The following is a 13,996-nucleotide window of genomic DNA, read 5'->3' as shown; positions in this document are numbered from 1 at the left end:
CCCTGTCTGTATAAGGCTGGGATTTTTGTTTCTAAGGGGAGCTGAAAAGCGCTTGCACCCACATTGGAGTTTAAGATGGCAAAAAAGATAACGGCGTATATTAAGTTACAAGTAAAGGCAGGTGAAGCCAACCCAAGTCCACCAATCGGGCCTGCGCTCGGTCAGCGTGGCGTTAACATTATGGAGTTTTGTAAGGCGTTCAATGCCAAAACTCAAGATGTTGAAAAAGGTTTGCCTTTACCGGTCGTCATTACCGTTTACAGTGACCGTAGCTTTACCTTCATCACCAAAACCCCACCGGCAACTATCCTGTTGAAAAAGGCCGTGGGCATTAAGAGCGGCAGCAGCAACCCGAACACCAAAAAAATCGGTACCGTTACCCGTGAGCAATTGGAAGACATTGCCAAAATCAAAATGGAAGATTTAAATGCCGCCAATCTTGAAGCGGCGGTAAAAACAATTGCCGGCAGTGCGCGTAGCATGGGCCTGAACGTGGAGGGCTTGTAATGGCTAAGTTATCTAAAAAAGCAAAAATTATTAAAGAAAAAGTCAGCCGCACTAAGCAGTATTCCATTACTGAAGCGGTCGAATTGCTGAAAGAATTAAGCGTCGCCAAATTTAACGAAGCGATTGATGTCAGCGTCAATTTAGGTGTCGATCCGCGTAAGTCCGACCAGAACGTCCGTGGTGCGACTGTGTTGCCTAACGGTACCGGTAAAACGGTTCGGGTTGCGGTCTTTACCCAAGGTGCTAATGCGGAAGCTGCGCGTGCGGCGGGTGCGGATATCGTCGGTATGGATGACTTGGGCGACTTAGTCAAAAAAGGCGAAATGAATTTCGATGTGGTTATTGCCTCACCTGATGCGATGCGCGTCGTCGGCCAGTTAGGTCAAATCTTAGGCCCGCGCGGCCTGATGCCTAACCCGAAAGTCGGCACAGTAACCGCTGATGTCGCCACGGCGGTAAAAAATGCCAAGTCAGGCCAAGTCCGTTACCGTACCGATAAAGGCGGCATTATCCATTGCACATTGGGTAAGGTTACGTTTGATGCGGCGGCCATCCAAGGTAATTTGGAAGCACTGTTGGCGGATTTGCGTAAAGCGAAGCCTTCTTCTGCCAAAGGCATTTATATCAAAAAGATTACCTTGTCCTCAACAATGGGGCCTGGTTTGTGGTTAGACCCCAGCAGCTTAGCTGCTTAACAAAACTTTGGGTCGCCGCCTTCTAAGCGGTGGCCGTCAAAGACCGCAGGTGTTGCAAAACTTAATTTCCTGCGTAGACGGAGACTGGACCTACGCATTTATACTGGGGAAAGAGCCGTTAAAGGAGTGCCTGAAAAGGTACATTTTATCAATCTGAATAATTCAGAAACTATCGGAGGTAAGCGTGGCACTAAATTTGGATGGCAAAAAAGCTGTCGTCGAAGAAGTTGCTGCAATCGCCGCTAAAGCTCACTCTGCCATTGCAGCAGAATATCGGGGTATGTCCGTAACGGAACTGACCGAACTGCGCAAGAAAGCAAGAGAGACTGGCGTTTATCTGCGGGTCGTAAAAAATACCCTGGCAAGACGTGCTGTTGCCGGAACCGAATTTGAGTGTATGCAAAGCGGCCTGGTAGGCCCTTTGCTGATTGCCTTCTCAATGGACGATCCGGGTGCGGCAGCGCGTTTGATTGGTGATTTTGCTAAAGGTCATGACAAATTAATCCCTAAGGTGGTGGCAATCGGTGGTCAACTTTATGACTCGTCCGAATTGGCCCGTTTGGCAAGCTTGCCGACCCGTGATCAGGCTATCAGTATGCTGATGTCGGTCATTAAGGCGCCTATCGAGAAATTTGTCCGTACTTTGGCCGAACCGCATGCAAAAATGGTTCGCACAGTGGCGGCGATCAGAGATCAGAAAGAAGCGGCTTAAGCTTCTTATCTAACCCGTTAAAACTAATTATATTTCGAGGAACAAAAAAATGGCAATATCACAAGCAGAAATCTTGGACGCTATATCTAATATGACTGTCATGGAAGTTGTTGAATTAATTTCAGCAATGGAAGAAAAGTTTGGCGTTTCTGCCGCCGCCGCCGTAGCTGTTGCTGCCGCTCCTGCCGCTGCTGCCGCTCCAGTTGAAGAACAAACTGAATTCGATGTTATCCTGACCGGTTTCGGCGAAAACAAAGTTTCTGTCATTAAAACTGTCCGCACCATCACTGGTTTGGGATTGAAAGAAGCGAAAGACGCAGTAGAAGGCGTACCGACTGTCCTGAAAGAAGGCATTCCTAAAGCTGAAGCGGAAACGATCAAAAAGCAACTGCTGGAAGCGGGCGCGACAGTCGATATTAAATAATAATATTGACCCACATCAAGACTTCGGTCTTTTAAGTATGGCTGGTGGCCTAAAGTCACCGGCCTTTTACTGTTTACAACGATTTGTACAGTAAAAACATTTCATGACGAAAAAGTTTGGAAGCGATATGTCCTATTCTTTTACCGAAAAAAAGCGTATTCGAAATAACTTTGGCAAAAGCACTGAAGTGCTCGAAGTTCCTTATCTTCTGGCAACGCAGATCAACTCTTATGCCAGCTTTCTGCAATTGGGTGCCACTCCTGAGAAACGCGCCGATATAGGCTTGCATTCCGCCTTCTCCAGCGTCTTCCCCATTGAGAGCCACTCCGGTTATGCAGTGCTCGAATATGTCAAATACAGACTAGGTGATCCTGTTTTTGATGTCAGAGAATGCCAACAGCGCGGGGCAACCTTTGCGGCGCCGTTACGCGTTTTAGTGCGTCTGGTCATTTATGACAAAGATGCCCCGGGTAACGCAAAAATTGTTAAAGATATCCGCGAGCAAGAAGTTTATATGGGCGAATTGCCCTTAATGACCGAAAATGGAACTTTCGTTATCAATGGCACGGAGCGGGTAATTGTTTCGCAATTGCACCGGTCGCCAGGGGTCTTTTTTGACCATGACAAAGGTAAGACGCATTCATCCGGCAAGTTGCTGTTTAATGCACGGGTGATCCCTTACCGTGGTTCATGGCTGGATTTTGAGTTTGACCATAAAGATTGCGTCTATGTACGGATAGACCGGCGCAGAAAAATCCCGGCGACTATTTTGTTGCGGGCGTTAGGTTATGAAAACGAAGAAATGATTAAGATTTTCTTCGAAACCAACAAGTTTACTTTAAGTGCCCAACAGTGCCTGTTCCATATCGTACCGGAACGTATGCGTGGTGAAATCGCCGCTTTCGACATTAAGTATAACGGCCAAGTGCTGGTTGAAGAAGGCCGCCGTATTACCGCCAAGCATATCCGCGAAATGAACAAGGTCGGCATGACCGAAGTGGAAGTGCCGCGCGATTATCTGATCGGCAAAATTTTGGGCCACAACGTCATTGACCACTCGACTGGCGAGTTGGTCGCTAACGTTAATGATGAAATTTCCGACGCACTGATCGAGCGTTGTATTGAAAAAGGCATTGTCGAAATCAATACCTTGTTTGTCAATGATTTGGACAGAGGGCCGTACATCAGTAACGCCATGCGTCTGGACACAACCAGCAACACGCTGGAAGCGTTGGTGGAAATTTACCGGATGATGCGCCCTGGGGAGCCACCGACTAAAGAATCGGCGGAAAACTTGTTCCAAAACCTGTTCTTTACCGATGACCGTTATGATTTGTCGACGGTAGGCCGGATGAAATTTAACCGCCGCTTAGGCCGCGAAGAGATTATCGGTACAGGTACGCTGACGAAAGAAGACATTATTGATGTCCTGAAAGAGTTGATCAGTATCCGTAACGGTAACGGCAATGTCGACGATATTGACCATTTGGGTAACCGTCGTGTCCGTTCGGTCGGGGAAATGATCGAAAACCAATTCCGCGTCGGTTTGGTGCGGGTTGAACGTGCCGTGAAGGAACGTCTGACCTTGGCCGATTCCGAAGGTCTGATGCCGCAAGAAATCATTAATGCCAAGCCGGTGTCGGCGGCGGTTAAAGAATTCTTTGGTTCCAGCCAGTTGTCGCAGTTTATGGACCAAAACAACCCCTTATCGCAAGTGACCCATAAGCGCCGTGTATCGGCTTTAGGTCCCGGCGGTTTGGCGCGTGAGCGAGCCGGTTTTGAGGTGCGTGACGTACACGCCACCCATTATGGCCGGGTTTGCCCGATTGAAACGCCTGAAGGCCCGAATATCGGTCTGATTAACTCGCTGTCGGTGTATGCGCGTACCAATGACTATGGTTTCTTGGAAACCCCGTACCGGAAAGTGGTCAATGGCCATGTTACCGACCAAGTCGACTATTTGTCGGCGATTGAAGAAGGCGAGTTTGTTATTGCCCAGGCCAGTGTCGCGGTTGACGAAAGCGGTAAGTTGGTTGACGGTCTGGTATCTTGCCGTCATAAAGACGAGTTTACCTTGGCGATGTCCGACACCGTACAGTACATGGACGTGTCGTCTAAGCAGATTGTTTCGGTCGCCGCTTCTATTATTCCGTTCTTGGAACACGATGACGCGAACCGCGCGTTAATGGGTTCTAACATGCAGCGCCAAGCCGTACCGACCTTGCGGGCAGAAAAGCCTTTGGTGGGTACAGGTATGGAGCGGACGGTCGCCAAAGACTCCGGCGTGACGGTGGTCGCTACCCGTGGCGGTAAGATTGAAGCGGTCGACGCCGCCAGAATCGTAGTTCGGGTTAACGATACCGAAACCGAAACTGGCAGCTCAGGCGTGGATATTTATAACCTGATCAAATATACCCGTTCTAACCAAAACACCTGTATCAACCAAAAACCGTTGGTGAAGCCGGGTGACATTGTTAACAAGGGCGATATTATTGCCGATGGCCCGTCCACCGATATGGGTGAGTTGGCCTTGGGGCAAAATATGTTGGTGGCGTTCATGCCATGGAACGGCTACAACTTCGAAGACTCCATTTTGGTGTCTGAGCGGGTTGTGAAAGAAGACCGCTTCACTACCATTCATATTGAAGAAAAAACTTGCGTTGCGCGTGACACTAAGCACAGCCCCGAAGAAATCACCGCCGACATCCCGAACGTCAGTGAAGAGGCGTTGGCGAAATTGGACGAATCCGGCATTGTTTATGTCGGTGCGGAAGTCAAAGGCGGCGATATTCTGGTCGGTAAGGTAACTCCGAAAGGCGAAACCCAACTGACACCGGAAGAAAAGTTGTTACGCGCCATTTTTGGCGAGAAAGCGGCCGATGTTAAAGACACTTCTTTGCGGGTGCCCGGCAGTATCGAAGGTACGGTCATTGACGTGCAGGTCTTTACCCGTGATGGGGTCAAGAAAGACAAGCGGGCGTTGGATATTGAGCAAGACCAAATCAAAAGCTACCGTAAGGATTTGGACGACCAACTGAAAATTCTTGAAGAAGATATTTTCTTGCGTGTCGCCAAGCTGTTAATCGGTAAGGTCGCTTTGGCGGGTGTGGGTTTGCGGGCCGGCACCGAAATTAGCCAAGACTATTTGGATGGCTTGAGACGTTCGGATTGGCTGAAAATCAAAATGCAGGATGAAGAGCTGAACCTGCAATTGGAGACGGTCGCCACGCAAATCGAGCAACAGCGCAAAGATTTTGACGAGAAGTTTGAAATCAAACGCAAGAAGATCACCATGGGCGACGATTTGCCGCCAGGTGTCCTGAAAATGGTTAAGGTCTATTTGGCCGTCAAACGGCGTATCCAGCCGGGTGACAAAATGGCGGGCCGTCATGGTAACAAAGGGGTTATCTCGATGATCCGGCCTATAGAAGACATGCCTTATACCGCCGACGGCAATCCGGTCGACATTGTTCTGAACCCGTTGGGCGTACCGTCGCGGATGAACGTAGGGCAGGTTCTGGAAACCCATTTAGGCTGGGCGGCTAAGGGTCTGGGCATCAAAATCGGCAAAATGCTCGAAGCGAAAGCCAAGATTAACGAGATCCGCGAGTATCTGGACAAGATTTACAACGGCAGTGGCCGCAAAGAAGATCTGGACTCCTTTACGGATAAAGAAATTCTTGAAATGGCGGCGAATCTGGTGGCCGGTGTGCCGATGGCCAGCCCGGTTTTTGATGGTGCGGACGAAGAAGACATCCGTACCATGCTCAGATTGGCGGATTTGCCGGAACACGGGCAAATCACCTTGTACGATGGTTTGACGGGTGAACCGTTCGAACGTGAAGTCACGGTCGGCTATATGTATATGCTGAAACTGAACCATTTGGTTGACGATAAAATGCATGCCCGTTCGACTGGCCCTTATAGCTTGGTCACACAGCAGCCTTTGGGCGGTAAAGCCCAGTTTGGTGGTCAGCGCTTTGGGGAAATGGAAGTCTGGGCGTTGGAAGCCTACGGTGCGGCCTATACCTTACAGGAAATGCTCACCGTCAAATCCGACGACGTGACCGGACGTACCCGCATGTACAAAAACATCGTGGATGGGGATCATAAAATGGAAGCAGGTATGCCGGAATCTTTTAACGTTTTGATTAAAGAAATTCGCTCATTGGCTGTGGATATAGAATTGCAACGCGAATAAGCCCGCGTTGTTGATTGCCGCTACATGAATGCCTGCTCTGGATTCTGCCAGAGATTATTTTGAAGAGGACGAGCTCTTGAAAGATTTAATGAACTTCTTAAAACGCCAAGGTCGTGCCGACGATTTTGACGGTATTAGCATTGGTTTGGCCTCGCCAGATATGATCCGTTCTTGGTCTTACGGTGAAGTGAAAAAACCGGAAACCATCAACTACCGTACTTTCAAGCCTGAGCGTGACGGCTTGTTTTGCGCCAAGATTTTTGGTCCGGTCAGTGACTATGAATGTCTGTGCGGTAAGTACAAGCGTCTGAAGCACCGTGGGGTGATTTGTGAGAAATGCGGCGTTGAAGTCACTTTGTCAAAAGTCCGCCGTGAACGCATGGGCCATATCGACTTGGCCAGTCCGGTCGCGCATATTTGGTTTTTAAAATCGTTACCGTCGCGGATTGCCTTGTTGTTAGACATGACTTTGCGCGAAATTGAGCGGGTCTTGTACTTCGAATCTTTCGTGGTCTTGGATCCGGGTATGACCCCTTTGGACAAAGGCCAGTTGCTGACCGATGACGAATATCTGGATGCGGTCGAGTTGCATGGTGATGATTTCATCGCCAAGATGGGTGCGGAAGCGATTTATGAATTGCTCAAAGCCATTGATTTGCAAGAGCAGGTCAATATCTTGCGGGAAGAGATTAACTCGACCAGCTCAGAAACTAAAATCAAGAAATACGCCAAACGCCTGAAGGTCATGGATGCTTTATTAAGCTCCAAAAACCGCCCCGAATGGATGATCTTACAAGTGTTGCCGGTATTGCCGCCCGAATTGCGCCCTCTGGTGCCGTTGGACGGTGGCCGTTTTGCGACCTCTGACCTGAACGACCTGTACCGCCGCGTCATCAACCGTAACAACCGTCTGAACCGCTTGTTGGATTTGAACGCCCCGGACATCATCGTGCGCAACGAAAAGCGCATGTTGCAAGAGTCTGTAGATGCCCTGTTGGATAATGGCCGTCGTGGCCGTGCCATTACAGGTACTAACAGACGGCCTTTGAAGTCTTTGGCAGACATGATTAAGGGTAAGCAAGGCCGTTTCCGGCAGAACTTGCTCGGTAAGCGCGTCGATTACTCTGGCCGTTCGGTCATCGTGGTAGGACCTACCTTGCGCTTGCACCAATGCGGCCTGCCGAAAAAAATGGCCTTGGAGTTGTTCAAGCCGTTTATTTTCAGCAAACTGCAATTCCGTGGCTTGGCGACGACCATTAAGGCCGCCAAGAAAATGGTCGAGCGTGAAGGCACGGAAGTCTGGGATATTCTCGAAGAGGTTATCCGCGAACATCCGATTTTGCTGAACCGCGCCCCGACTTTGCACAGATTGGGTATCCAAGCGTTTGAGCCGACCCTGATCGAAGGTAAGGCTATCCAGCTGCATCCGTTGGTCTGTAGCGCCTTCAACGCCGACTTTGACGGCGACCAGATGGCGGTGCATATCCCCTTGTCTATTGAAGCGCAGTTAGAAGCGCGGACGTTGATGATGGCGACCAATAACATTTTGTCGCCAGCGAACGGTGAGCCGGTCATTAACCCGTCCCAAGACGTGGTTTTGGGGCTGTATTACATCAGCCGCGAAAAAATTAACGCACGGGGCGACGGCAGCATTTTTGTCGATACCGGGGAAATCCATAAGGCGTTGCAAGCCAAATCGGTGGAATTGCAGGCGAAAATCGAATTGCGCATTACCCAAAAATTCCTTAACGATAAGGGTGAAAAAGAGTCCAAGACTTACCGGGTCAAAACCACGGTAGGCCGGGCTTTGATTTGGGAAGTGGTGCCCGACTTGATGCCGTATGAATTGGTCAATTGCGATATGACCAAAAAGAACATTTCGCGGTTGATTAACTACAGCTACCGTTATTTGGGCAATAAGGAAACCGTCGTGTTGGCCGACCAGCTGATGTATTTGGGCTTCCGTTACGCGACCATTTCCGGTGTGTCCTTCGGTATTGAAGACATGGCGATTCCGGCCAAAAAAGTCGACATTATTGCCGCCGCCGAAGCCGAAGTGAACGAAATCCAAAGCCAGTATTCATCGGGTTTGGTCACCGACGGCGAGCGCTATAACAAGGTTGTCGACATCTGGTCCCATGCTAACGACCAAGTCGCTAAGGTCATGATGGACGGCCTCGGTGAAGAGTCGGTGGTTGATGCACAAGGCAATACCGTCAAACAAAAATCCTTTAACTCCATCTTTATGATGGCGGAATCAGGGGCGCGGGGTTCTGCGGCGCAGATCCGGCAGTTGGCGGGGATGCGCGGTCTGATGGCGAAGCCGGACGGTTCGATCATTGAAACGCCGATTACCGCTAACTTCCGTGAAGGTCTTGACGTTTTACAATACTTTATTTCTACCCACGGAGCGCGGAAAGGTCTGGCCGATACGGCGTTAAAAACCGCCAACTCCGGTTACTTGACGCGCCGCTTGGTCGACGTTGCCCAGGATTTGGTGATTACCGGCCAAGATTGCGGCACCAAAGACGGTCTGGTCATGATGCCGATCATTGAAGGTGGTGACGTGGTCGAGCCGTTGTCCGAACGCGTTTTGGGCCGTGTGGTGGTCAACGATGTGATGGATCCGGCTAACGAGAACATCATCGTACCTGCGGGCACGTTGCTGAACGAGCATTGGGTATCGGTGTTGGACGAGCACAGTGTCGACCAGTTGATTGTCCGCTCGGTCATCACCTGCGAAAACCGTCATGGTGTTTGTGCGGCCTGTTATGGCCGTGACTTAGGCCGTGGCCACCACGTCAACATCGGTGAAGCGGTCGGTGTTATCGCCGCGCAATCCATTGGTGAGCCGGGTACCCAGTTGACCATGCGGACGTTCCACATCGGTGGGGCGGCTTCGCGGTCAGCGGCGATCAGTAACGTCCAAGTCAAATCGGCGGGTACGGTACGCCTTAGTAACTTAAAATCAGTCGCCAACCGCGAAGGCAATTTGGTCGCGGTGTCCCGTTCAGGTGAGGTGTGCGTGGTCGATGATTATGGCCGTGAGCGCGAACGTTACAAAATCCCTTACGGGGCGGTATTGTCGGTACAGGAAGGCAGCAAGATCAGTGCCGGCGACATTATTGTCACTTGGGACCCATTCACGCATCCGGTCATCACCGAGGTGGACGGTATTGTCGAGTTGGTCAACTTTGTTGACGGCGTGACGGTACAAAAACAATCCGACGAAGTCACGGGCTTAAGCTCCTTGGTCGTTACCGATCCTAAGCAACGCGGTAGTGCGGGTAAAGAATTGCGGCCTATGGTGAAGCTGCTTGACCATGACGGCAACGGCATTTACCTGCCCGGCACTGAAATTCCGGCGCAATACTTCTTACCCGCCGGCGCGATTGCGGGTATTAAGGACGGCGGCGAAGTGAAGGTCGGTGACGTATTGGCAAGAATTCCGCAAGAATCCAGTAAAACCCGTGACATCACGGGTGGTTTGCCGCGTGTCGCCGACTTGTTCGAAGCGCGTAAAACCAAAGATCCGGCGATTTTAGCGGAAACCAGCGGTACCATTTCTTTCGGCAAGGAAACCAAAGGCAAGCAACGGGTCATCATTACCGATGCCCAGGGCGAACAGGTTGAGACCCTGATCCCCAAATGGCGGCATATCACCGTCTTTGAGGGTGAGTATGTGGAAAAAGGCGAAACCATCGCCGAAGGTGAATTGACGCCGCACGACATCCTGCGTTTGAGGGGTATTGAGGAGTTGGCCAACTATTTGGTCAAGGAAATTCAAGACGTTTACCGTCTGCAAGGTGTGAAGATCAACGATAAGCATATCGAATGTATCATTCGGCAAATGCTGAGAAAAGTTGAGATTACCGCGTCCGGCGACACGGCGTTCTTAAAAGGCGACCAAGTAGAGCGTGCGGCGGTCAGGTTTGAAAATGAGCGGATTGAAAATGAAGGTAAGATTCCGGCCAGCTTCGAATCGGTGCTGCTCGGTATCACCAAAGCGTCATTGGCGACCGAATCGTTCATCTCTGCTGCGTCTTTCCAAGAAACCACCCGGGTCTTGACCGATGCGGCGGTACGCGGGTTGAGCGACAGCCTGCAAGGTCTGAAAGAAAACGTTATCGTCGGTAGGCTGATACCCGCAGGTACAGGGTTGGCCTATCATGAAAACAGAAAGAACCGTTTCGCGCAACAGCATCTGGCAGAAACCGCCAGCGCTACGGTGGTAGACACCGAAGAAGCGTTGAAGCAAGCCTTAAATATCTAAGCGAAGTTAATGATATTTAAAATATGCTTGACCTATACGTTATAGGTAAGTAAAATGTCCTGCTAACGTAAGCTAAAGTGATTTAGAAAGTCGAAAACAATTTTGACTGTCAGTGATTTTAATCTTGACGGTTGGTTTAATTTTGTCTGGCAGTTAATTGTCTATCGGAGTGAGTAATAAATATGGCCACGATTAACCAGTTGGTTCGTAAGCCGCGTGCTAAAAGAATAGAAAAAAGCAATGTGCCTGCTCTTGAAGCTTGCCCACAGCGCCGGGGCGTTTGTACCCGTGTTTATACCACAACACCAAAAAAGCCTAACTCTGCATTGCGTAAAGTAGCGCGGGTCAGATTGACGAATGGTGCTGAGGTAAGTAGTTATATCGGTGGTGAAGGCCATAACTTGCAAGAGCATTCCGTGGTCTTGATAAGGGGCGGCCGGGTTAAAGACTTACCAGGTGTCCGTTATCACGTTGTCCGTGGTAGCTTAGATGCTTCAGGTGTCAATAACAGAAAGTGCGGACGTTCTAAATATGGAACTAAACGGCCAAAAAGCTAAAAATATTGGATAGTAAAAATGTCTAGAAGAAGAGTTGCAACTAAAAGAGAGATAATTCCAGATCCAAGATTTAATAGCGTCATGTTGACTAAGTTCATGAATATGGTCATGGATAGCGGTAAAAAGTCAGTCGCTGAATCGATTGTTTATGGTGCTCTTGATGTTATTGAAAATAAAGGCCATACCATTCCTTTAGATGTCTTATCTAAAGCCTTGGAAAATGTTCAGCCGCGCGTTGAGGTTAAATCCCGCCGTGTCGGTGGCGCGACTTATCAAGTGCCTGTTGAAGTGCGTCCGTCAAGACGTATGGCTTTGGCAATGCGTTGGTTGATTGATGCGTCACGCAAAAGAAATGAGCGCACGATGGCTTCTAAATTGGCTGGTGAGCTGATGGATGCTTCCGAAGGCAAGGGTAATGCTGCGAAGAAGCGTGAAGATACCCACAGAATGGCAGAGGCTAACAAAGCTTTCTCTCATTACCGCTTCTAGCCTTTATTCAGGTTTTAGGTAGAGTGGCTCGGAAAACGCCTATTGACCGTTACCGCAATATCGGCATTATGGCTCATATTGATGCGGGTAAGACGACGACGACCGAGCGCATCCTGTATTATACAGGGGTTTCTCATAAGATCGGTGAAGTGCATGACGGTACTGCAACCATGGATTGGATGCAGCAAGAGCAGGAGAGGGGTATTACTATTACCTCGGCAGCGACTACCTGTTTCTGGAGCGGGATGCAAAAGCAGTATTTGCAGCACCGTATCAATATCATTGATACGCCCGGTCATGTTGACTTTACCATTGAAGTCGAGCGGTCATTGCGGGTGTTAGATGGTGCGTGTGCGGTTTTTTGTGCGGTCGGCGGTGTTGAGCCACAATCGGAAACGGTGTGGCGGCAGGCCGATAAGTACAAGGTGCCTAGATTGGTATTTGTCAATAAGATGGATCGCACGGGTGCTGACTTCTTGCGGGTTATCGGGCAAATTAAAAATCGGTTAGGTGCGGTTCCCGTGCCTATGCAGTTGCCTATCGGCTCTGAAGAGAATTATAAGGGTGTTGTCGATTTAATCAAGATGAAGGCCATTTATTGGGATGATGCCAATATGGGTATGACCTTTGTCGAAGATGACATTCCGGCTGATATGTTGCCGATATGCAAAAAATGGCGGGAAGCCATTATTGAAGCGGCGGCGGAAGCCAGCGAAGAGTATATGGACAAATACCTGGTTGAAGGTGTGTTGTCCGATGAAGAAATAAAACAGGGTATTCGGTTACGGACAATCGATAATCAAATAGTCCCCGCCTTTTGTGGTTCCGCCTTTAAGAATAAAGGTGTCCAGGCGTTATTGGATGCCGTTATTGATTATTTGCCCGCACCGACAGATATACCCCCCGTAGTTGGTTTGTTAGAAGACGAAGAAACGCAGGTGCAACGTCATGCTGATGACGGCTTGCCTTTTTCTGCTTTGGCTTTCAAGATTGCTGCCGACCCTTTTGTTGGCATATTGACTTTCTTCCGGGTCTATTCTGGCGTGTTGAATTCGGGTGATGTCATTTATAACCCGATCAAAAAGAAAAAAGAGCGTATTGGGCGTATCGTCCAAATGCACGCCAACAGCAGGGAAGAGGTTAAGGAAGTTTATGCGGGCGACATTGCCGCGGCTATCGGCCTTAAGGATGTGACCACGGGCGACAGCTTGTGCGGCTTGGATGCGGTGCTGATCTTGGAAAAAATGGAATTTCCCGATCCGGTCATTTCCATAGCGGTGGAGCCTAAAACTAAGGCCGACCAAGATAAGATGGCGGTCGCTTTGGCGCGGTTAGCGCAGGAAGACCCATCCTTTAGGGTGATGACGGATGCCGAATCCGGTCAAGTGATTATTTCGGGTATGGGTGAACTGCATCTGGAAATTATCGTTGACCGCATGAAAAGGGAATTCAGCGTTGATGCCAATATCGGCAACCCGCAAGTTGCCTACCGTGAAACTATCCGTAAGACGGTCGAACACGAAAAGCAGTTTGTCAGGCAAAACGGCGGGCGCGGGCAATATGCCCATGTCTGGTTGCGCATAGAGCCGCTGGAGTCGGGCAAAGGTTACGAATTCGTCAATGAGGTGGTTGGCGGCGTGGTGCCTAAGGAATACATCCCGGCTGTCGACAAAGGGGTTCAAGACCAGCTAAAAAGCGGTGTTTTGGCCGGTTTTCCTATTTTGGACGTTAAGGTTTCATTATTTGACGGTTCGTACCATGATGTGGATTCGAACGAAATGGCTTTTAGGATTGCAGGCTCGATGTGCTTCCGCGAAGGCATGGCTGAAGCGTCGCCCGTGTTGCTGGAGCCGATAATGAAAGTCGAAGTTGTAACACCAGAAGACTATATGGGCGATGTCGTCGGTGACATCAACAGGCGGCGCGGCATCATTCTGGGTATGGAGGATTTGCCGGCCAGTAAGGTCATCAGTTGCGAAGTGCCGCTTGCAGAAATGTTTGGTTATGCGACTGACTTGCGTTCTTCCACCCAAGGACGCGCTACATACAGTATGCGGTTTGAAAAGTACAATGAAACGCCTGCCCATATCGCAGATGCTATCATTAAAAAATCTTCATAAAATTGAATAAATATAAGG

9 protein-coding genes are annotated in these 13,996 nt (G+C 49.6%); all 9 read left to right on the top strand.

Annotated features, from left to right (window positions below):
* The first annotated feature begins 75 nt into the window (after positions 1-75).
* The 9 genes from rplK (at position 76) to fusA (ending at position 13,978) form a co-directional block, all read left to right on the top strand.
* A complete protein-coding gene (gene rplK / locus CEK71_RS05280) occupies positions 76-507 on the top strand; it encodes a 50S ribosomal protein L11 (protein ID WP_088618406.1) in 432 nt (143 codons plus the stop codon).
* Positions 507-1,202, top strand: a complete 696-nt coding sequence (rplA, locus tag CEK71_RS05275; RefSeq protein ID WP_088618405.1) for a 50S ribosomal protein L1 — start codon at positions 507-509, stop codon at positions 1,200-1,202. Before rplK ends, rplA begins: the two co-directional genes overlap by 1 nt.
* 184 nt (positions 1,203-1,386) lie before the next feature.
* The gene (gene rplJ / locus CEK71_RS05270) at positions 1,387-1,914 is read left to right on the top strand and encodes a 50S ribosomal protein L10 (protein ID WP_088618404.1); all 528 of its coding nucleotides are present in this window, start codon (positions 1,387-1,389) and stop codon (positions 1,912-1,914) included.
* A 49-nt stretch (positions 1,915-1,963) separates the two neighbouring features.
* Positions 1,964-2,338, top strand: a complete 375-nt coding sequence (rplL, locus tag CEK71_RS05265) for a 50S ribosomal protein L7/L12 (protein WP_088618403.1) — start codon at positions 1,964-1,966, stop codon at positions 2,336-2,338.
* Between the two features lie 127 nt (positions 2,339-2,465).
* A complete protein-coding gene (rpoB, locus tag CEK71_RS05260) occupies positions 2,466-6,539 on the top strand; it encodes a DNA-directed RNA polymerase subunit beta (RefSeq protein WP_088618402.1) in 4,074 nt (1,357 codons plus the stop codon).
* Positions 6,540-6,627: 88 nt separating this feature from the next.
* Positions 6,628-10,812, top strand: coding sequence for a DNA-directed RNA polymerase subunit beta' (gene rpoC, locus CEK71_RS05255; protein WP_088621512.1), 4,185 nt, complete (start codon positions 6,628-6,630; stop codon positions 10,810-10,812).
* A gap of 182 nt (positions 10,813-10,994) precedes the next feature.
* Positions 10,995-11,369 (top strand): 30S ribosomal protein S12, encoded by a 375-nt coding sequence (rpsL, locus tag CEK71_RS05250; protein ID WP_019864937.1) that lies wholly within the window; start codon positions 10,995-10,997, stop codon positions 11,367-11,369.
* A gap of 18 nt (positions 11,370-11,387) precedes the next feature.
* The gene (gene rpsG / locus CEK71_RS05245; protein WP_088618401.1) at positions 11,388-11,858 is read left to right on the top strand and encodes a 30S ribosomal protein S7; all 471 of its coding nucleotides are present in this window, start codon (positions 11,388-11,390) and stop codon (positions 11,856-11,858) included.
* Positions 11,859-11,881: 23 nt separating this feature from the next.
* Positions 11,882-13,978 carry an elongation factor G gene (fusA, locus tag CEK71_RS05240; RefSeq protein WP_088618400.1) on the top strand — a complete coding sequence of 699 codons (2,097 nt, stop codon included), beginning with the start codon at positions 11,882-11,884 and terminating at the stop codon, positions 13,976-13,978.
* Positions 13,979-13,996: the final 18 nt, after the last annotated feature.

Origin of the sequence: Methylovulum psychrotolerans (genome assembly GCF_002209385.1) — a bacterium.
GTDB classification, from domain to species: domain Bacteria; phylum Pseudomonadota; class Gammaproteobacteria; order Methylococcales; family Methylomonadaceae; genus Methylovulum; species Methylovulum psychrotolerans.
This window is presented reverse-complemented; position numbering and strand designations above follow the sequence as displayed.

Coding starts and splice junctions, on each gene's coding strand:
- rplK (WP_088618406.1), top strand. CDS start 76: ATGGCAAAAAAGATAACGGCGTATATTAAGTTACAAGTAAAGGCAGGT.
- rplA (WP_088618405.1), top strand. CDS start 507: ATGGCTAAGTTATCTAAAAAAGCAAAAATTATTAAAGAAAAAGTCAGC.
- rplL (WP_088618403.1), top strand. CDS start 1,964: ATGGCAATATCACAAGCAGAAATCTTGGACGCTATATCTAATATGACT.
- rpoB (WP_088618402.1), top strand. CDS start 2,466: ATGTCCTATTCTTTTACCGAAAAAAAGCGTATTCGAAATAACTTTGGC.
- rpoC (WP_088621512.1), top strand. CDS start 6,628: ATGAACTTCTTAAAACGCCAAGGTCGTGCCGACGATTTTGACGGTATT.
- rpsL (WP_019864937.1), top strand. CDS start 10,995: ATGGCCACGATTAACCAGTTGGTTCGTAAGCCGCGTGCTAAAAGAATA.
- rpsG (WP_088618401.1), top strand. CDS start 11,388: ATGTCTAGAAGAAGAGTTGCAACTAAAAGAGAGATAATTCCAGATCCA.